The organism is Paremcibacter congregatus, assembly GCF_006385135.1.
Classification (GTDB): domain Bacteria; phylum Pseudomonadota; class Alphaproteobacteria; order Sphingomonadales; family Emcibacteraceae; genus Paremcibacter; species Paremcibacter congregatus.
On sequence record NZ_CP041025.1, the window covers coordinates 828,711 to 849,827 of the forward strand.

A 21,117-nucleotide genomic window follows, 5' to 3' on the forward strand; every position below is an offset into this window, starting at 1 on the left:
CTTTTCCCTATTTCTCCCGGTAGAGCAGATAAACATGTGCGGCGGACCAGCTAAAATTGGTCGCGCCCTGCATGGCGCCGGTTTCGGGGTTGTAATTTTCCCGGATCGGCGCATTGCCCGACAGGCCTTCCGCGTCCCGGAACAGGCGGGTGATGAAGGCCTGGGAGATGTCATTGTGGCCGTAGTTCTTTAATGCCGTGACACCGAAATAGAATTGATCCAGCCAAACCCGGCCCCGCCAATAGATATCCGGGTGATAAGCCGGATTGGTCTGGCTCGCCGTGGGCAGCGGGATAAAGCTGTTGAATTCTTTCGGGTCACGCATCATCTGGATCACGGCGTCCGCTTGTGTCTTTGGAGCAAGGCCCGTGAATAGGGGCCCCCAGCCTTCCGGGCCGCGTCCGCGTGCGGTGACCTGCCGGGCCCGACAATCATCGCTGTCCACACCCTGCGCCAGCTTCAGGTCGTAATAAAATCCGCTTTCAGGATCAAACATGCAGCCAGTGATCTGGTTGCGTAGGTGAGCGGCCTGTGCTCGAAAATCTGCGGCAGGACCCGTCTTGCCAAGCCGGTCTGCCATATCCGCCAGCAACCGGGTTTCGAGATAGAAATAGCTGTTCTGGTCAACGCTTTCCTGATCAAGGCTATAGCCGGTCAGGCGTCCTTCATCATCGTGATTTTCATAAAAGTCAACCGCCCAGTCGGCTCTCGCTTCATCAATTGATTTGCCGGTGGATTTGGCATAGGCGGTCATTTGTTCCGGGGTGATAAAACCAAAACGGGCGGCGTTGTCCATGCCGGATTCCCAACCCGCGGCCACTTGCGCGCCGCTGTGCAGTTCGGTGTATTTTTTTGTCTGGAGAACGGCCTCATAGCGATCCTTACCCCTGCAGCGGAACCAGTCATCCTGTAAAGCGGTACATCCTGTCACGTCCGCGGTCGGTGCGCCCTTGACCTGAAATATTAACTGACCGTCGGCGGTGTTATGAGCCGGATCGACGGTGGCGCCATATTCCAGCAGGCCATTATGGTCATGGTCGCGGTTGCGCCGCCACCAGTCGCGATAAGCTACAAGTTTCGGATACATCTCTGCGAGGAAATCCCGGTCGCCGGTTTGCTGATAAATCTGCCATACCGCCCAACTTGCCAGCGACGGTTTGGTGTTGCGCTCATTCCAGTTCGGACCGTCTCCGCCCCGCGCGGGCATTGTGTTATAGAAGACCGTGTCCGGAATCATGCCGGCGTCCTGGGGGCGCAGGGGGTCATCGGCCATGATCTGATGGTCGAACAGGGCGCGGATATTGCTTTTGGCCAGATCGGGCGCGAAATAGGACAGGCCATAGGCGTGTTTCCAGCTGTCCCACGGCCATAGTCCGCTGAAATAAACAAATGTGCTCGACGGGGTAACGCCGCCATGGCGGATCTCGCCCGCCGGGCTGCGCCAGTTGCCGATCAGAGTTTCCACGGCCTTAACGGCGATGCGGGCTTTGTTACCGGGCTGTTTCTGGTCCTGCGGCTTGAGCGCCTTGCTCAGATAGGTCTGCCACCGCAGGGCTGAGGCTTGCATTGTGGCGGCGGGGTTGCGCAGGATGTCCTGATGACGGCGCCGCACCGCGGCGGCTTCCTCGGCATTATGAACATAACTGTGCACGGCATAGAAGGTTTTGCGCTCTCCCGGGGTGAAGGTCAGAGGGGCGGTGCTGGCGGCAATGCGGAACTCTGTCTCCTGGTGGCGGCGGACCGGATGACTGCGGCTGATCATAAGGCGCGATGTGCCGCTGAACAGAGCCCGGTTACCATCGCGACTGCGGCCGAAAACAACTTCGGTGAGGGCGTCGCTCAGGGCGATCTCGCGTGTCCAGCCGGGCAGGGCGTCACCGATCTGGCGTTGGTCCCCTTCGGCATCGGACCAGTCGTCGGTCAGTTGATTGCGCCAGTGGAGCTGTATGTTCTGATCATGTGGTGCGTTGTTAATGAGCGTGGTTTCAATGACGGCGCTTCTGTCATCGATAAAACGCAGTGTGAGATTTACCTCAAACCCTCCTTGTCGATAGTGTTGCTGCAATACACCGGGAAAGGCATGGCGGGTGATTTCTGTCGCCGCAGGCAAAGAAGAGCCTTCAGGGGTGCTCAGGCTAAGTTGATCGGTGATCCGCCCCATAAACAGAGGCATTTCCTCGGCAATGATCATCGGACCGGAAAATGAACCGACCGTGTTCCCGGGAGGCAACAGATAACCGTGCCAGGCGCCAAGATCCATAAGAGGGTTGAATTTCTGATTACGATAGCTGTCATATTGCAGGACAGAGGTCACTTCACCGCTTCGATCAATGAGATCGGGGAAGCGGACGGCGAGATCACCAGCCGCTGCTGGGGCGAGAGACGTGCCGAGCAGGCACAGACCGAGAAGAAAAGATTTACTGATCATGGTTTAATACCCTGATGTTGCGGAATTCAACCGGATGACTTTCGGCCTGCAAGGCGATATAGCCGTCACGCAGCAGGTTACCGGCAGGGCCGTAGGGCGGAGTTTCTTCATCGGTGGTGTCAACCTGGGGGGCGTTATACTCAAGTACGGTAACCCCATTAACCGAATGGCGGATCATCTGGCTGTTGCGGACTTCGACCTCGACCATCACCCATTGATCGCCGCGAAATGTGGCGGACGTACTGTTGATGCAATGCTCTGTTTCCAGCTTGCCGTTGAGATTGATATGGGTCGCGGGGGTACAGACATTGGCCGTGGGGCGCGGGTCTGTATCCCGCCCGCCAAGCAATTGCACCTCGACGGATGCCGGAAACAGCTGGTCACGCGCCATACTTTCCGGCGGCTGGCTATGGATCATGATCCCGCTGTTGCGGTAGGCCCAGCCGGGCCCGCCGGAAGTTTGTTCCCCCGTAAAACGATACTCAAGTTTCAAGGTGTAGTTGGAGAATTTTTGAGTATAGAAAATATGGCCGAAGTTGTTATCGAAGGCGGTGTAGTTGCTGTAATCGGCCACCAGCTTACTGTCCTTGACTTGAAAGGTTTTTTGGTAATTTTCCCCAAGGTCATGGCCGGTAAATTTTATAACCCAGCCGTCAAGATCCTTGCCGTTAAATAGATTGATCCACTTTTTATCCTCAGCCCCGGCGTTTGTTACACTGTTGAACAACAGGGCCAAAGAGAATAAAGGCAGAGACAGCAGGGTCAGGGGATTTTTTCTGGTCATTATTTCTTCCTCGTTTCGGCGATACAGAAAATAGCTTAGGTTTTTATGGAGAAATATCAAGTGAAATGTAATCGTTTACATTATTATTTCATAAAAGCGTACTGACGGTCAGGATCAGGAGTCTACTCTTTAACGCGCGGGGTTCACCGGGCCACTGCTCTGGCGACAAATCAGCTTGTGGGGCAGATAATGGTTCAGGCTTTCCGGTGGGGCATGGTTGATAATGTCATACAGCATCGACATGGCCATGGTGCCGAATTCCTCGGCGGGTTGAGAGATGGTGGTCAGGGGCGGGTCGCAATAGGCGGCAAAACTGATGTCATCGAAACCGGCGACGGAAATATCACCCGGCACGGACAGGCCCAGTGATTTTATATGGTGGATGGCGCCAAAGGCCATTTCGTCGCTGAAGCAGAAGAGCGCTGTCGGTCGGGACGGGTGGGTCATTAATCCTCGGGCTGCTGCCTCGCCGGAGGCCAGAGAGAAATCCCCGGTTCCCACCAGGCTGGTGTCAACCTCAAGATTATTCTCACGCAAGGCTTCCTGATAGCCACGCAGGCGATCCTGGGTGATCGGACTGTCGCTCGGGCCCTGAATGGCGGCGATTCGCGTATGGCCGAGGGAAATGAGATGTTCTGTCATGCTTTTTGCCGCCGCCGCATTGTCAAGCTGCACTGTGGGAATCCCCGCATCGCGGACACAATCACAGGCGTTCACCAGCGGCAGGGAGAGGTCGGCTTCATTCTCAAACGGGATATGGGCATGTAGTTGAATGATGCCGTCGGCCTGGGATGTCTTGACCATATTGGCGTAGGTATATTCCCGTTCCGCCAGCCCCTGTGTGTCGCCGAGCAACACCGAATAGCCTTTTTTCTGGGCGGCCTGCTCTATGCCGCGGATCACGCGCGAGAAAAAGGAATTGGCGATATCGGGTACCAGAACAACAATGGCCAGAGCCTTGCGGGTTCTGAAGTTCCGCGCCAGAACGTTAGGGCGATAATTGGTTTTGGCAATGGCGGCATGGACCTTCTCACGCGTCTTGGGGGATACCTTGTCCGGCATGCTCAGGGTACGGGAAACAGTAGCGACGGAAACGCCGGCTAGTTTGGATACCTCTTGAATTGTCGTCATGTCTTACACCCCGTTTTTTGCGGCCTCTTTTGGGCGGCATAGCCTGTCTTGGTCTTGTTGTCGATAATTTATTGTTTAGCATATTACATCAAATGTCGAATGATGCATTATTTGTTTTTTATTTGCCGGGAATGATTTTTTATTTGCCAGATGATTTTTCCTTCCTTAGAATGTAATCAATTACATCAAGGCAAAATATAGAAAAATATCTTTAGGGTTTCAAGATAATAATGACAGATAATTTATCCTACCTTTCGGGTGAAAGGCCTGCGGCGCCTCTGAAAATGGGCATGATCGGCGGCGGACCGGGCGCTTTTATTGGCGATGTGCACCGGATGGCGGCGCGACTGGACGGCGAAATCACGCTGGTCGGCGGTGTCTTTGGTCGTGACGAGGGGAAATCCCGGGCGCAGGGAGCGGAGTTACATCTGGACCCGGCGCGTATTTACCCTGATTATAACAGTCTTCTGAAGAGCGAGGCGGCGCTGAGTCCGACGGAGCGAATGGATTTTATCAGCATTGTGACGCCGAACCATTTGCATTTCCCCGTGGCGGCCGCGGCCTTGAGTAAGGGTTTCGCTGTCCTGTCTGATAAGCCGGCGACCCTTGATCTTGAGGAAGCGATCCTGCTTCAGGAAATTGTGGAGAAAACCGGTGGGCTGTATGGTCTGACGCAAACATACCTTGGTTATCCCATGGTGCGACAGGCCCGATATATGGTGGCGAATGGTGATCTGGGGAAAGTTCGCCGGATTACGGTTGACTATCCGCAAGGATGGCTGTATCGGGACCTCGAAAAAAGTGGCAACCGTCAGGCAGCCTGGCGCACGACGCCGGAGACATCGGGAATCAGTGGCTGTTTCAGCGATATCGGTACGCATGCCCATAGTCTGGTGGAGTATATCAGCGGCGACCAGATGCACAGCGTTTGCGCCGCCTTGAATTCAGTTGGCGCGGGGCGTCTTTTGGATGACGACGGGGCGGTTCTGTTTCGCATGGCGGGCGGGGCTGAGGGCAGTCTGAGCGCCAGTCAAATATGTGCCGGGGCCGATAATGGTCTGATGATCAGGATTTACGGCGAGAAAGCCAGCCTCAGCTGGCTGCAGCAGCGTCCGGATCAATTGCTGTTCACGCCCCAGGGCGCGCCACAACAGGTTTGGGTGGCGGGGACGGATAAGGGCTATCTCTGTGCGGCTGCGCGTCGCTCCTGTCGTCTGCCTGCCGGACATCCTGAAGGCTATATCGAGGCCTTCGCCAATATTTATCGCGATTTTGCCGCCAGCCTGAGAGGGGATGTTCTTGATGAACCTCCTGTTGGCATCAAGGAGGGCGTGCGCGGCATGGCTTTCGTGGCGTCGGTCATCGCCAATCATCAGGCTTCAGAGAAGTGGACGGAAATTAAATTATGTCGATGAGACAAATTAAAGGTCCAGGCTTGTTTCTGGCGCAATTTATTTCGGATGAGGCCCCCTTTAATTCCCTGGAGGGGTTGCTCAGCTGGGCGGCGTCTCTCGGTTATAAAGGGGTTCAGGTTCCGACCGAAAAGCCAGAGATATTCGACCTTGAACGGGCGGCGGAAAGTCAAAGCTATTGCGATGAGATTACGGCGCTCTGTACCGAAAAAGAACTCGAAATTACGGAACTGTCGACTCATTTGCAGGGGCAGTTGGTGGCATGCCATGACACCTATGATGCCTTGTTTGCCGGTTTCGGGCCTGATGCTATGCGGGACGATCCGGCGGCGCGGGCTGCTTGGGCGACGGACCAGTTGAAACTGGCCGCACGGGCCAGCGCGCGTCTCGGGCTGCGTGCCCATGCGACTTTCTCTGGTGCATTGTTATGGCATACGGTCTATCCCTGGCCTCAGCGGCCAAAGGGACTGGTGGAGGCCGGATTTGCGGAACTGGCGCGTCGGTGGAAGCCGATCCTTGATGTTTTTGACGCGCAGGGCGTAGACCTGTGTTTCGAGCTGCATCCGGGGGAAGATCTTCATGACGGCGTGACTTTCGACCGGTTTCTCGCGGCGGTGGATCATCACCCCCGGGCTCATATTCTTTATGATCCCAGTCATCTGCTGATCCAGCATGTGGATTACCTGCAATTCATTGACATTTATCATGACCGAATCCGGATGTTCCATGTCAAGGACGCGGAATTTCTCGCCAATGGCCGTGCCGGGGTGTATGGCGGTTATCAGGACTGGATCGACCGGCCGGGCCGGTTCCGCTCTCTCGGCGACGGACAGGTGGATTTTAAAGGCATCTTCAGCAAGCTGACCCAGTATGGCTTTGATGGCTGGGCCGTGGTGGAATGGGAATGCTGTATCAAGCATCCGGAAGATGGGGCGCGGGAAGGGGCAGCCTTTGTCGCGGATCAAATCATTCGCCCGACAGAGGTCGCCTTTGACGATTTTTCCGGCGCGCCGGAAGATCCGGAACGCAACAGAAAATTATTGGGTTATCCGGACGGGCAAGTTAAGAGTTAACCCTTGAGTATCGAGTAAATTAGCAAGCGCACGGGAGGTGCTAAGAAATGGGACAGGACAACAACGAGATTAACCGGGACAGACTGTTTGTTATCAGTTTGCTGGCCTTGTTTACAGCGGGCATGAGCGCCGCCTTGCGGGCCGCCGTCGCGGGGGACATCAAGACGTCCTATCTGGACGGTATGGATCTGGCCCATTCCGGGGCTTTGATCGCAGAGGCCCTCGGCGTCTCTTTCCTCGGCTTCGCCATCACCCTGTTTCTCGGCAGTCCTCTGCTGGATATCATCGGCATGAAGCGCATGCTGCTGATCGCGGCCTTCTGTTTTATTGTCGGCACCGGTCTTGTTGTCTTTTCCGGCCTTCTCGGGACGGGGGCCAGCATTTACAGCTTTATCTGGGGCGGCATGCTGCTTAGCGGTGTCGGCTGGGGCTGTGTCGAGGCAACCATTAACCCTCTGACCACGGCGCTTTATCAGGAAGAAAAAACCCACCGGCTGAATGTGCTGCACGCTTGGTGGCCGGCAGGGATTGTTGTTGGCGGTTTGAGTGGTGTCTTCGCCAGTGAACTGGGGCTGAGCTGGCAGATGGTGCTGTCGCTGGTGGTTATCCCGGCGGGTATTTTCGCCTATATGTGCATGGGGATGACTTTTCCGCAAACCGAACGGGCGGAAAAGGGTGTGAGCTTTGGCCAGATGATGCTGGAAGTAGTGCGCCGCCCGAGTTTCCTGGTCTGGTTCGGGGCGATGTTCCTGACCGCCGCCTCCGAACTTGCCCCCGGCCAGTGGGTCGATGTGGCGCTGACCAAACTGGTCGGCATGCGCGGGGTGCTGCTGCTGGTTTATGTCAGCGGACTAATGTTTGTTATGCGACATTTTGCCGGGGTGCTGGTGCATCGCCTGTCGAACCCCGGATTGTTGATGTTTTCCTCCCTGTTGGGGGCCTGCGGGCTTTATCTGCTGAGTGTCGCCAACTCCCCGGTGACGGCCCTGGTGGCCGCCACCGTGTGGGGAATCGGGGTATGTTATATGTGGCCCACCATGCTGGCGTCTGTTTCGGAAAGATACCCGCGCGGCGGGTCGTGGATGATTGGCCTGATCGGGTCCGCGGGTGCTTTGTCGATTTATTTTGTTCTGCCCCGTCTTGGCGCCGTGTATGATCAGGCGAAACTTGAAGCGGCCGGGGGAGCGGAGGCTCTGGCGCAATTGTCGGGACAGCCTCTTGATGATGTTCTGGCTCAGGCGGCATCAGAATCCTTTCAGTTGGTGGCGGTGCTGCCAGTGGTTTTGATTGCGGTCTTCGGCCTGCTGTGGGTTTTTGAACGGCGCAGCCGTATTATGAAAAAACAGGAGGTATGAGGATGAAATCTCTTGACCGACGGGATGTGTTGAAGCGCATGACGGGGTTGATGGGCGGCGGTCTGTCAGCATCAGTTGCCAGTGGCATTCTGTCCGGTGTCGGGCCGGCACAGGCAGCTGCATTTGCCTTGCAAACAGATAAACATACCCTGAAAGCAGCTGACATGGCAGTGTTGGCGGAACTTGCCGACAGGATTATTCCTGATACCGATACGCCCGGGGCCCGGGCGGCGGGGGTGCCGGCGTATATTCATCTGATGGTCAGTGAATGGTATTACGATGACGAAAGGGTCCGTTTCATTGCCGGCCTGAAATCGATTGATCAGTTATCCCGGGACCATACGGGGAAGGCTTTTTTGCAGGCATCGGAAGAAGACCGTCATGATTTGATGGTCCGTATGGATCGGGCGGCAGCGGGTAAAAGTCCGGCGGATAATTTCTTCCTTGAAATCAAGCAACTGACCTTGATCGGTTATTTCACGTCGCAAATCGGGGCGGAGGAAGAATTACGCTATGAGGCGGTGCCGGGGCCCTATGAGGGGTGCGTGCCGTTGTCGAAAATTGGCCGGGCCTGGGCAACATGAAGGGGGAAAGATAGATGTCAGAAGAATTTGAAGTTATTGTGGTGGGCTCCGGCATGTCGGGGGGCTGGGCCGCCAAGGAATTCACCGAAAAGGGATTTAAAACCCTGTTGTTGGAACGTGGGCGTCCGGTGGAACATGGCGCGGATTATATCGGTGAGGGACTTGATCCCTGGGATATGAAGTTCCGCGACAAGGTCGATCGCAAGCTTGCCGACCGTGATTATCCGATTCAGAAACAATGTTATGCCTTTAAGGAGTCGACCAAGCATTTCTTTGTCAAGGATACCGATTATCCTTACGAGACGCCGAAGGAAAATCCTTTCCTGTGGATTCGCGGTGATCATCTCGGCGGGCGGTCATTGCAATGGCACCGACAGAGCTACCGGCTCGGTGATCTTGATTTCGAAGCCAACAAGAAAGATGGTCACGGCACCGACTGGCCGATCCGCTATAAAGATATTGCCAAATGGTACGACCATGTGGAGGTCTTTGCCGGGATCAGTGGCTCGATTGAGGGACTGCCGCAATTGCCGGATGGTCAATTCCTGCCGCCCATTGAAATGAACTGCGTCGAGAAAGAACTGCAGGGAAAATTCAAGGAAACTTACGAAGATCGCCGCCTGATCATCGGGCGCTGCGCCCATCTGACCGCGCCGCAAAAGGTGCATACGGACCTCGGGCGCGGGACTTGTCAGTCACGTAACCAGTGTCAGCGTGGCTGTTCTTTCGGGGCGTATTTTTCAAGCCAGAGCGCGACCCTGCCGGCGGCGGAACGCACCGGAAACCTGACCACCGTCACCCACGCCATTGTCGAGCGGGTTCTTTATGATGCCAAAAGCCGGAAGGCCACCGGTGTGCGGGTGATAGACGCGCAGACCAAAGAGGTGCGGGACTATCGCGCGCGGGTGATTTTCCTCTGCGCCTCGACCTTCGGTACGACGCAGATTTTGCTCAATTCCACCAGTGAGGCCTTCCCCCGCGGCTTTGCCAACAGCAGCGATGCGGTGGGGCGTTATCTGATGGATCATCTGTGCGCCATCGGGGCGGTCGGGGAATATCCCGGCTTCGAGGATCATTATTATCTGGGCCGACGCCCGACTGGAATCTACATCCCCCGCTTTAAGAATCTGCGGGCTCAGACCGAGGATTATGTGCGCGGTTTCGGCTATCAGGGGGATGCTTGGCGGGACAGTTGGCGCGCAGGCCTCGCGCGACCGGGGTTTGGCGCGGACTTTAAGGAAAGTTTCAAAACGCCCGGTCCGTGGAAATTCGCGTTGGAAGCTTATGGCGAGATGCTGCCCCGGGCGGATAACCGGGTGACCCTGCATCCGACCAAGACCGATAAATTTGGTTTGCCGCAGCTCCATATCGACTGCAGTTACGGCGAAAATGATAAGAAAATGCAGAAAGACATGCTGACCACCACCGTCGATATGCTGAAAGAGCTGGGCCTGCAGAATGTCAAAGGGTACAGCGATAACGAAATTCCGGGTCTGGCCATTCACGAGATGGGGACGGCGCGCATGGGCCGCGACCCCCGCACTTCGGTGCTGAACGGTTATAACCAGTGTCATGACGTGGACAATGTCTTTATCACAGATGGCTCGGCCATGGCCTCTTCGGCCTGCCAAAATCCGTCATTGACCTATATGGCGCTGACGGCCCGGGCCGTGGATTACGCCAGTCGTCAAATGCAAGCGAATCTTTTGTAAAGGAAATCGGATATGTCACATCTTACACGACGGACGATGATGAAAGCCGGGGCGGCTCTGGGCCTGACCGGCCTGTGCGCGCCGATGTTCACGCCGGCCTTTGCCCATCGGGTCACTATCCCGAAGGTGGGTCTGCAGCTTTATACCGTGCGGGATTTGATGGCGCAGGATGTGGCGGGCACCTTGCAACAGGTGGCGGCGCTCGGCTATCAGGAAGTGGAATTCGCCGGATATTTCGGCCATTCGGCACAGGACATCCGTCATATGCTGGACCAGACCGGGCTCTCGTCGCCGTCGGTGCATGTGGAGCTTGAGGATCTGCAGGGTGATCTTGATCTGCTCATTGAACAGGCAACGACCATTGGGCAGAAGTATATCGTCATGTCCTGGCTGCGGCCGGAGCAGCGCCAGACGCTGGATCAGTTCAAATCCTATGCTACTTTATTCAATAAGGTGGGCGAACGCTTTCGGGCGGCGGGATTGCAGCTCGCTTACCATAATCATGCCTTTGAATTCGAGCCGCTTGACGGAGAGATGCCCTATGATCTGTTGCTGAGGGATTGTCCGGCTGACCTGATGCAGATGGAGCTGGACCTCTACTGGATTTATCAGGCGGGGCAGGATCCGTTTGATTATTTCGCCAGACATCCGGGTCGTTTCCCGCTGTGTCATGTGAAGGACCGGGCGGCGGATGGCAGCATCACGGAAGTGGGGCAGGGCGCCATCGACTTTGGCCGGATTTTCGCCGCACAGGAACTGGCGGGACTGAAACATTTCTACGTCGAACATGATGAGCCGAAAAATGCCCTGCTGTCCATCACCACCAGCATGAAAACCATGCAACAATGGCGCGCCTGAACCGCACAATAGAGGATTGATATTAATGGGATCTTTTGACACACCTTCTCCCGCCTACGGCCCGGCTGAACTGCAGGATATGGCGGCGCGCTTATTTGATATCTCTGGTAAGATGAAGGCTCTGGTCGGTGACCGGGATCAGAATGTGCGACTGACGGCGGCGAATGGCAGTTACGTGTTGAAAATCGCCCACCCAGGGGAAGGCAGGGCGTTTCTCGCTTTTCAGAATGCAGCGATGGATCATCTGGCAAATGTGGTGCCGCAGTTGCCGCTTCCGCGGGTGGTGCAGAGTGTGCGGGGGGAAGCAATCGCCCGTTGGCCGCAAGGGGCTGGTGAAGGCCATGACGTACGGCTGCTGACCTATCTGCCGGGAAATCTGTTCAGTGACGTGGCCAAGACACCGGCGCTGCTGCGGGACCTTGGGCATTTTATGGGGCAGGTGAGCCGGGGCTTGCAAAGCTTCGGTCATCCCGGCGCCCATCGACCTGATTTCCTCTGGAGCCTCGATAATGTCCTGCTGTCCGAACCCTATGTCTCTGATATTGCGCAGGAAGGCCACCGGGACTTGGTGGCGGGCTGTTTCGCCCATTATAGGGATCAGGTGGCGCCGCGTCTGACCGACCTGCGCATGGCGGTGATCCATAATGACGCCAATGACAATAATCTACTGGTGGCGGCGGATCAGCCGGATCAGATTGCCGGGCTGATTGATTTCGGTGATATGGTGTTTGCCCGTCAGGTCAATGAACTGGCGGTGATGCTGGCCTATGCGATGATGGATCAGGCCGACCCGATCGCGGCGGCAACGCAAGTGATATCTGGTTATACGGCGGAATTCCCGCTGACAGAAACCGAAGCGGAGGTTTTGTTCGATCTTGCCATCATGCGGTTGGTGATGAGTGTTTGTATTTCGTCGCACCGGGCCAAGGATTTCCCCGACAATGACTATCTGGTGATCTCTCAGGCCCCGGCCTTTGCCTTGCTGGACAAGCTGCACGGCTATGACCGCAACTGGCTGATCGCCTTGGCGCGGCAGGCGGCGGGATTTGATGCCGTGGCGACGGCCTCTGCGGTGAGCGCGCTATTTCCTCCTCTTACACCCTTGAAGGTGACGTCCGTTGATCTGATGTCTGAACCGCGGCGGTTGGTCGAGGCGGGGCCCTTGTCGCCAGCGTCGCTGGAAGAAATTTTCGCCCTGCAGGCAGACGGCGATCAGGCGACTTACGCCATCTCCGCTTATGGGGCGTCTGACACGCTGGGCACCGCGCTCTATCTCGCGCCGGGCAGCGCGCTTATGTCGCCGCTTGCCGGTCGAGTGGTCGAGGTCACCGCGCAGGGCGGCGAGAGCCGGGTGGTGATCGCGCATCAGGCCGCGGCGGAGCCACTGTTTTACAGCAGCTACCGGTGGAATGGTAACACTCAGGTGAGCCGCAATCAGATACTGTCCGCCGGGGAAGTGATTGGCGAGATGGGGGGAGACGCGCCCGCCGGTCGTTTATTCCTGCAGCTGATGACGGTACTGCCATCGTTAGGACATGCAGTGCCGGAAAGCTGTACAGCCGCCTTATGGCCGGTTCTTAAAGATATTTATCTTGATCCCAATCTTACGCTCGGCCTGCCGCCGGAGACTTTCACCTCTGACGAACAGGGCCCGGCGGAGATGATGGCGGCACGCCGCCAGATGCTGGCCCCGTCGCTGAGCGTCGCCTATGCCCGCAAGCTGAAGATGGTGCGTGGCAAGGGGGCGTATCTCTATGATCATACCGGGCGGGCCTTTCTCGATTGCGTCAATAACATCACCCATGTGGGTCATTGTCATCCGCATGTGGTCGGGGCCCTTTCCCGTCAGGCGGCTCTGTTGAATACCAACAGCCGTTATCTGTCGGAGAATATTCAAACATTGGCGGCGCGGATATTGGCGACTTTGCCCGACCCGCTGGAGGTGATGTTCTTTGTTAATTCCGGGTCTGAGGCCAATGAACTGGCCCTGCGCCTGACCCGGGCGATGACGGGCCGCAAGACTATGGTGGTACTGGATCACGCCTATCACGGCAACACCAGCAGCCTGGTCGACATCAGCCCTTATAAATTCAATGGCAAGGGTGGCGCGGGCTGTCCTGATCATGTTCGGATTGCCGATTTCCCCGATCCTTATCAGGGGCTCTACAAGGGCGATGGCCCGGATGCCGCCAAGGCCTATGCGCGAGAAACGCCCCGCTCCGTCGCCCAGTGCGTGGCGGACCTTGAGGCAACCACCGGGGCGGGGCCGGGCGGCTTTATCGCCGAGAGCATTGCCGGCGTTGGCGGGCAGGTGATCTATCCTGATGGCTATCTGGCGGAGACCTATAAGGTGATCCGGGCGGCGGGCGGTTTGTGTATTGCTGATGAAGTCCAGGTCGGCTTTGGCCGGGTGGGCAGCCATATGTGGGCGTTTGAGACTCAAGGTGTGGTACCTGATATTGTCAGCCTCGGCAAGCCGATCGGCAACGGTCATCCGCTGGCGGCGGTGGCGACGACGCGGGAGATCGCGGAAAAATTCGCTAACGGTATGGAATATTTCAATTCCTTCGGCGGCAATCCGGTATCCTGCGCGGTGGGGCTTGCGGTACTGGATGTTATTGAAAATGAAAAGCTGCAGCAAAAGGCGCAGGATACCGGCGATTATATTCTCGCAGGTCTGCGCGAGCTGGCGACGCGCTGGCCCCTGATTGGCGATGTGCGTGGGCGCGGCATGTTTATCGGCGTGGAACTGGTCAAGGACCGGGACAGCCGCGCGCCCGCCGCCGAAGAAGCCGGGCTGATTGTTCAGCATCTGCGCGATCATGGGGTGTTGCTGTCGACCGACGGGCCGCATGAAAATGTCCTGAAGCTCAAGCCGCCGATGGTTTTTGGCCGGGCGGAAGCGGATATCTTCCTTACCAAACTGGATCAGGCCTTCGCCTGTCTGGCGGCGAAAAAATAACAAAATCAGGGAGAGCGCGTGTCCAATGTCACCCTTAAAGCCCCGAGTATCGGGGATGCACTGATCCCGGTGGGGGTGCTGGTTATACTGCTCAGCTTGTCTGTGGAGTTATACGGCGATGAGTCTTCTTATGGCGCCAATCAGATTGCCTTGATCCTGAGTGCCGCCGTGGCGTTGCTGATCGGCTGGAAAAACGGATATAAATGGCAGGATATAGAGCAGGCCATCGGGGAAGGGATTGGCAAGACCTTCGGCGCGATATTGATCTTGCTGACCATCGGGGCCTTGATCGGCAGCTGGATATTATCCGGTACGGTGCCGGCCATGATCTATTATGGGCTTCAAATTATCAGTCCGCAGTATTTCTATGTCACGGCCTGTCTGCTTTGCGCCATTACCGCGCTTAGTATCGGCAGCAGCTGGTCGGTGGCCGGAACTGTCGGGGTGGGGTTGATGGGCATTTCGGCGGGCTTGGGGCTGTCACCGGAGATGACGGCTGGCGCAATTATATCCGGGGCCTATTTTGGCGATAAAATGTCTCCTTTGTCCGATACGACCAATCTTGCGCCTGCGGTGGCGGAGGTCGATCTGTTCACACACATCCGTCATATGGTCTGGACAACGATACCGGCAATCGTGATTGCGCTTGTGTTGTATGGCATCATTGGTTTGATGCAGGAGGTGCCGGCCTCTTCTGTCGATCTGGAGAACCGTCTTCTGTTGATTGAGCAAAATTTCACTATCGGGGTGCATATGCTGATCCCGCTTCTGGTGGTGTTTGTTCTGGCGATGTTGCGTTGCCCGGCTTTTCCGACATTATTGTTTGCCGCCATTCTCGGGGCTGTCTTCGCAATGATCTTTCAGCAGGAGGCGATCCTGCGCATGGTCAATCAGCCGGAAGGTTCTTTGTTGCGCAACCTGGTGGACGGCGTATGGCGCACTTTGTTTGACGGCTATCAGGCCTCAACCGGGGATCAGAGCATGGACAAACTGCTCAGCCGGGGGGGCATGAAAAATGTGTTGATGACGATCTGGCTAATCATGTGCGCCATCACCTTTGGAGCGATTATGGAACACCTGGGCCTATTGCAAAAAATCGTACATCTGTTAATCCGGATGGCCCAAACAACGGGATCTCTTATTCTGGTGACCGCGCTGACCTGTATCGGGGTAAACATCATCGCCGCGGACCAGTATATCGGCATTGTTCTGCCAGGGCGGATGTTCCGGGCGACCTTTCGGCAGCGGGGACTGGCGGCAAAGAATCTGTCGCGGGTGCTTGAGGATTGCGCCACAGTGACATCGGTCTTGATTCCCTGGAATACCTGCGGGGCTTTTATGGCGCTGACCCTGGGAGTAGCGACTTTTGACTATGGTCTTTATTGCTTTTTCAATCTGATTTGCCCGATCTTGTCAGTGCTGTATGGGGTTCTGAATATTAAAATAGCGCCGCTTGCTGAAGAAGAGCCGCCAAAGACATTGCGTCCTGCCGAGGCCTGATGAGGTTTTCTAGTTTTCGCCGAACCTTCTTTTGGAAGGTCGGCCGACAGGGCGGCAGCGATATAAGTAAGTGTCGGAAAGAAAACATTTTTCAGCCGGGCGGATAGTCGCTTAATTCTAGGGGTTTTTAGCTTGAATTCACTCTATTAGTGTAATCAATTACATCCTTTTAAAATAATAATGTAATTGATTACATTTTTGATTGTATAACATATGCTAAATGTGATATTGATGTTTCATGTAATACGCAATGGCAGGACGAAAACCGGTTTTTTATCGGCGGTCTTTAAAATAAATAAGCCACTTATTGCATGCCGTAAAATATGGGAAAGGCTGACTAGAACACCCTTCTTTTATTAAAAAACACACACCTGACAAATGCGGATGAAAATCAGTTTTAATCGTTTTGTTAAAAAATAAAGAGGAAAATGTCATGTTGACATCTAATCGAGTAAATAAATATCTGGTAACGACAACCATGCTTTGCTCCGGTTTGTTTTTGCCATCATTTGCGAGCGCGCAAGAGGCAGAAGCGGGCATGGACGAGCTGGCGATGGAAGAAGTTGTCGTCACCGGCATGCGCAACAGCCTGAAGAAGTCGATCGATTATAAGAAAAATTCGAGCACTGTGGTGGATGCCATTACCGCTGAAGATATCGGCAAATTCCCAGATCAGAATATTGCGGAATCCTTACAGCGCATCACCGGAGTGACCATCGACCGCAGCGGTGGCGAAGGCCAGTTACTGACAGTTCGCGGCATGGGGCCGGAATTTAACTCCACCTTGCTCAACGGACGCACCCTGGCGACGACCAGCGGCGGCCGGGCGTTCAGTTTTGACATCATGGCGTCAGAATTGGTCAGTGGCGCGGAGGTTCACAAAACCCAGTCCGCCTATCTGCAGGAAGGCTCCATCGGCGCCACCGTTAATATTAAAACCCTGAAGCCTATGGATTTCCCGGGTTTTCAGGCTGTAGGCAGCGTAAAGGGACTTTATGATGGCATGACGGGCAAGGTTAAGCCTCAGGTTTCCGGCCTGATCAGTGATACCTTTGCCGATGACACGTTCGGGGTTCTGGCTTCATTCTCATATTACAACCGGGAAAGCCGCTATGATAAGGCCAACACCGCTTATTACCGCAAATATGACAGCGTCGAGATTGATGGCCAGACCTATTCAGACATCTATTTCCCGCGCAATTATGACCAGATTGCCCAGACCGAGACCCGCGAACGCCTGAGCGGCACATTGGTTCTGCAATATCGTCCAACGGATGATGTTGAAATAACCGCCGATGCTCTCTATTCCAAGCTGGATGTGCAATATCGTCAGGATGTATTCCCGCATTGGTTCACCACGGGCACGGCGAAAAACCCGGTTTTCGACGACAATAATACGGTCGTGAAAGCCGATTTTGAAGGCACTTTTGTTGAATCTCTGGTGCGCCAGTCGGATGCGAAGAATGAACTGATTGCCGGTGGCTTCAACGTTGACTGGGATGTTAGCGAAAATTGGAAAATGATTTTCGACGTCAGCGTCTCGAAAGCCGAATCTGACCCGAAAAAAGGCTGGTCGGACACTGTTATCGGACGTCCTGGTGATTTTTCCTATGACCGTAGCGCCGGCGATCTTGTGCCGACAATGGGCTATAGCAACTTTGATGAGTCCGATCCTTTGACGGCTGGTTGGGGTTCGCTGCAGGGCACACGCATTGAAGATGAAGTGTTGGAAGCCAAGTTTGACAATAATTACTTCATCGAAGATGCCGGCCCCTTGGTTAAAGTCGGCTTTGGCGGGATGTTTTCGAACCGTACCCTGGGGTCCACATATGGCGAGACCGAATATCCTCTGCCATGGATTTTTGCTGACAACAGTTCCCGTATCGTTCTGCCGACGTCCATGTTTCATCCTTATGATGCGGATGGTTTCCTGTCCGGCGCCTCCGGCAGCCCAACAGAAACCTGGCCAACCTATGATTCAGATGAATTCCTGAATTTCCTCCTGTCCGAGGAAGCCATTTCCCAGCTTGATGATCCAGAGCCCATTCGTGAGCTGATCGCGCGGACCGGTGGTTTCACCATGATCCCCGATCCGGCGGCCTATGAAGTGAATGAAAAAGTCAAAGCGCTGTATGTGGATGTTCATCTGGAAGGCGATGTCGCCGACATGCCATGGTCGGTTGTCGCGGGTCTGCGGTATGTGGAAACCAAGAGTAAATCCATTGGCCAGCAGGTCGCCTTGCTTGACCTGATCCCGGCCCCTACCACGCCGGGCGAAGTGATTGCCATTCGGTCGGATGATTATGTTCCGGTGGAAGTTAAAAACACCTATCATGACTTCCTGCCGAGCCTGAACGCCAAGCTGAACATGACGGATAATGTTATTGCCCGCTTTGCTTTCTCAAAAAGCCTGACGCGTCCAGAACTGGACGAAATGTCACCGCTGACCAGTTATAGTGGCGGTTCGCTTGATAATCTGACGGGATCCGGCAGCAATCCAAAACTTTCTCCGTATCTGTCGACCAACTTTGACCTGTCCCTGGAATGGTATTACAGCGACGCGTCCTATGTGGCGGTGTCCGGCTTCCATAAGGATATTGACGGCTATATTGGCTCAAGTGAGGTCAGTGAAACCGTTGTTCTTACCAGCGGCACCTATAACTATGAAATTTCCCGTCCGGTGAACCTTCATAGCACAAAGATTAAAGGTATTGAGGTTGCGGCTCAGCATATGTTCACCAGCCTGCCATCACCGTTTGATGGTTTGGGCATCATGGCGAATGCGACTTTCCTGGACAGTTCCTCTTCGACAGACGTTGAAGGTGAAAAACTGCCCCTGATCGGTCTGAGTGATTCCCAGAACCTTATTCTGTTTTATGAAAAAGGCCCGTTCCAGGCGCGTATCGCCTATAACAACCGGGATCGCTTCATGCAGCAGAAACCGCTTTCCTATCGTGACGGACATTATGTTGATGATTATCACCAGATCGATATTACGGCGAGCTACGATATTGACGATAACTTCACCGTATTTTTTGAAGGCATCAATATCACCAATGAACTTTATATCACCACAGCGGAATATAAAAATCAGATCATTGAAGTCATAGAAAACGGCCCACGTTACTCTATTGGCATACGCGGGAAATTCTAATTTCCGCCTGATACTCGAATGATAAAGAGGGGTGCGATTGCATCCCTCTTTTTGCGTTTTGCAGACAGGACACTACAGGGAGTAAGAAAATGGTCAAATCTATTGTTGTTGTGGGCGGCGGTGCGGCTGGCTGGATCACCGCCGGATTGCTGGGGGCGAAATATATTCGCGGCGCGGAAGCATCGGTTTCTGTCACGGTGGTCGAGTCTGAAAATATCGGCATTATCGGGGTCGGGGAAGGCACCTGGCCGACGATGGTCGATACGTTGCGAAAAATGGGCATTGAAGAGATTGATTTTATCCGGAACTGCGATGCGACCTTCAAGCAGGCCTCTAAATTCAGATGCTGGACCACGGGTGAGGAGGACGACAGCTATTACCATCCCTTTTCCCTGCCACAGAGATTCGAAGAGGTCAGCCTGGCCGCGGAATGGCGGGATAATCATAGGGGGACGCCCTTTGCCACGGCGGTTGGACTACAGGCTGATCTGTGTGATCGGAAATGCGCCCCCAAACAGGTGAGCTCTCCGGAATATGCTTCTGTGGAAAATCATGGTTATCATCTTGATGCGGGAAAATTCACCAAATTTCTGACAGCCCATTGTCGCGGAAAACTGGGGGTGAATCATATTCTGGCGGATGTTGTTTCGGTTAATACGGCCGAAAACGGGGATATCCTGTCCCTGACGACGCAGCAGGGCGCCGAAATCACTGGCGATCTGTTTATCGACTGTTCCGGGTCAGCGGGGCTGTTGATCGACAAGCATTATCAGGTGCCGTTTCTCAGCCAGAAGGATGTGCTGTTTATTGATAGCGCCCTGGCGGTGCAAGTGCCTTATGAGCATCCTGACGCTGAAATTGAATCTGCGACCTTGTCGACGGCGCAGACGGCAGGCTGGATATGGGATATCGGTCTGTCGTCCCGACGCGGGGTGGGGCACGTGTTTTCGTCCCGCCATATTTCAGACGCAGAGGCCACTGAACAGCTCAAGAATTACCTGCGCCCCGATGTGCCGGATGTGGAGGCGCTTTCTTTCCGCAAACTCAGCTTCCAGCCGGGGTACCGCGCGAAATTCTGGGTTAATAACTGTGTTGCCGTCGGCATGTCGGCGGGCTTTATCGAGCCATTGGAGGCTTCGGCCCTGGTGATGGTTGAGCTTGCGGCCAATACCATCAGTCAGCATCTGCCGGCCTCCCGCGCGGCTATGGACGTGGTCGCTACAAAATATAACGAGACGTTTCTGTTTCGTTGGCAAAGAGTGATCGACTTTCTCAAATTGCATTATGTGCTGAGCAGGCGGCGCGACAGCGCGTTTTGGCGCGATAATCAGAAAGCGGAGAGCATTCCCGAAAGTCTTCAGGATCTGCTGACGCTCTGGCGACATCAATCGCCGTCGAATAACGGATTTCTCAGTCCCTATGACCTGTTTCCCGCAGCGAGTTATCAATATATTCTTTATGGCATGGGGTTCCGCACTCACCCCAACCCATTGGAGAGCATGCCGCACCTGACCGCAGCGGCGCGCACGCAACTGGAAAAGGTTAAGGAACGCAAAGTAAAGGTGTTGCCTCGACTGCCGGGCAACCGGGAACTGATCAATGGCTTATGCCGCCCGGCTGCGGCGGTGGAGCTGAATTTGGTCAAGACGACGTCGGGCAGTTGGCGGCGGGTGGCGCCTGATGAGGTGGATCGGATGGCGAACCATTGTCCTTTGTTTTTTCGTCGCGACAGTATAACTGCGCAGTTTGAATGTATTGCCCTTGTCGGATTGGCGCAGGACGAAACCTTGATTGAAGCTCCTGAAATACCTGTTACAGGAGGCGAGGGGGAAACATCCGGGATTACCCTGTCACCACAAGAAGAAGCCTTGCTGGAACCGGTGAAGCTCGATATCGCCTTTTCTGACAAGAGCACATTATTGATCACTGGGCTACATGTGGTTAATCGGGAAAAGCTATCGGGACTTTCGGCCCGGAACAGACGCAGGCGGACAGCTCTTTTTCAAACAATGCAGGAATCCCTGCAGCATGTGTCGGCCCTGATCGAGATGAGGAACAGGCAACTGATGTCGTGACCTTGGAAAGCCTCCGTGGTTTTTCTGAAACAAGCTGCAGGGTGAAGGGAAATATCGCCGTTGTTATCTTGCGAATATCTGTCTTGGGG

The 21,117-nt window shown here is 55.0% G+C and carries 13 protein-coding genes; 10 read left to right on the forward strand and 3 right to left on the reverse strand.

Annotated elements, in window-relative coordinates; all coding sequences use genetic code 11:
* Positions 1-7: 7 nt before the first annotated feature.
* From ygjK to FIV45_RS03550, 3 genes are all read right to left on the reverse strand, one after another.
* Positions 8-2,428, reverse strand: a complete 2,421-nt coding sequence (gene ygjK / locus FIV45_RS03540; protein WP_099470989.1) for an alpha-glucosidase — start codon at positions 2,426-2,428, stop codon at positions 8-10.
* Complete coding sequence (locus FIV45_RS03545) at positions 2,418-3,212, reverse strand: 3-keto-disaccharide hydrolase (RefSeq protein ID WP_099470990.1); 795 nt, start codon at positions 3,210-3,212, stop codon at positions 2,418-2,420. The genes ygjK and FIV45_RS03545 overlap by 11 nt, the downstream gene beginning before the upstream one ends.
* A gap of 129 nt (positions 3,213-3,341) precedes the next feature.
* Positions 3,342-4,343, reverse strand: a complete 1,002-nt coding sequence (locus tag FIV45_RS03550; RefSeq protein ID WP_099470991.1) for a LacI family DNA-binding transcriptional regulator — start codon at positions 4,341-4,343, stop codon at positions 3,342-3,344.
* A gap of 230 nt (positions 4,344-4,573) precedes the next feature.
* On the opposite strand from FIV45_RS03550, the gene FIV45_RS03555 reads away from it, so the two are divergent.
* From FIV45_RS03555 to FIV45_RS03600, 10 genes are all read left to right on the forward strand, one after another.
* Positions 4,574-5,758 carry a Gfo/Idh/MocA family protein gene (locus FIV45_RS03555; protein WP_204601975.1) on the forward strand — a complete coding sequence of 395 codons (1,185 nt, stop codon included), beginning with the start codon at positions 4,574-4,576 and terminating at the stop codon, positions 5,756-5,758.
* On the forward strand, positions 5,755-6,828 hold the full coding sequence (locus FIV45_RS03560) for a sugar phosphate isomerase/epimerase family protein (RefSeq protein WP_099471071.1): 1,074 nt from the start codon (positions 5,755-5,757) through the stop codon (positions 6,826-6,828). The genes FIV45_RS03555 and FIV45_RS03560 overlap by 4 nt, the downstream gene beginning before the upstream one ends.
* Before the next feature lie 47 nt (positions 6,829-6,875).
* Complete coding sequence (locus FIV45_RS03565) at positions 6,876-8,183, forward strand: MFS transporter (protein ID WP_204601977.1); 1,308 nt, start codon at positions 6,876-6,878, stop codon at positions 8,181-8,183.
* Between the two features lie 2 nt (positions 8,184-8,185).
* Entirely contained in the window at positions 8,186-8,767 is a 582-nt protein-coding gene (locus FIV45_RS03570; protein WP_165776872.1) for a gluconate 2-dehydrogenase subunit 3 family protein, read from the forward strand.
* Positions 8,768-8,781: 14 nt separating this feature from the next.
* Entirely contained in the window at positions 8,782-10,479 is a 1,698-nt protein-coding gene (locus FIV45_RS03575) for a GMC oxidoreductase (protein ID WP_099470993.1), read from the forward strand.
* A 12-nt stretch (positions 10,480-10,491) separates the two neighbouring features.
* Complete coding sequence (locus FIV45_RS03580; protein WP_099470994.1) at positions 10,492-11,337, forward strand: sugar phosphate isomerase/epimerase family protein; 846 nt, start codon at positions 10,492-10,494, stop codon at positions 11,335-11,337.
* Positions 11,338-11,362: 25 nt separating this feature from the next.
* On the forward strand, positions 11,363-14,299 hold the full coding sequence (locus tag FIV45_RS03585; RefSeq protein WP_099470995.1) for an aminotransferase class III-fold pyridoxal phosphate-dependent enzyme: 2,937 nt from the start codon (positions 11,363-11,365) through the stop codon (positions 14,297-14,299).
* Between the two features lie 18 nt (positions 14,300-14,317).
* Positions 14,318-15,799, forward strand: a complete 1,482-nt coding sequence (gene nhaC, locus FIV45_RS03590) for a Na+/H+ antiporter NhaC (protein WP_099470996.1) — start codon at positions 14,318-14,320, stop codon at positions 15,797-15,799.
* A gap of 433 nt (positions 15,800-16,232) precedes the next feature.
* Complete coding sequence (locus tag FIV45_RS03595) at positions 16,233-18,953, forward strand: TonB-dependent receptor (RefSeq protein ID WP_204601978.1); 2,721 nt, start codon at positions 16,233-16,235, stop codon at positions 18,951-18,953.
* Positions 18,954-19,042: 89 nt separating this feature from the next.
* Positions 19,043-21,028, forward strand: a complete 1,986-nt coding sequence (locus tag FIV45_RS03600; protein ID WP_099470997.1) for a tryptophan 7-halogenase — start codon at positions 19,043-19,045, stop codon at positions 21,026-21,028.
* The last annotated feature ends 89 nt before the right edge of the window (positions 21,029-21,117 follow it).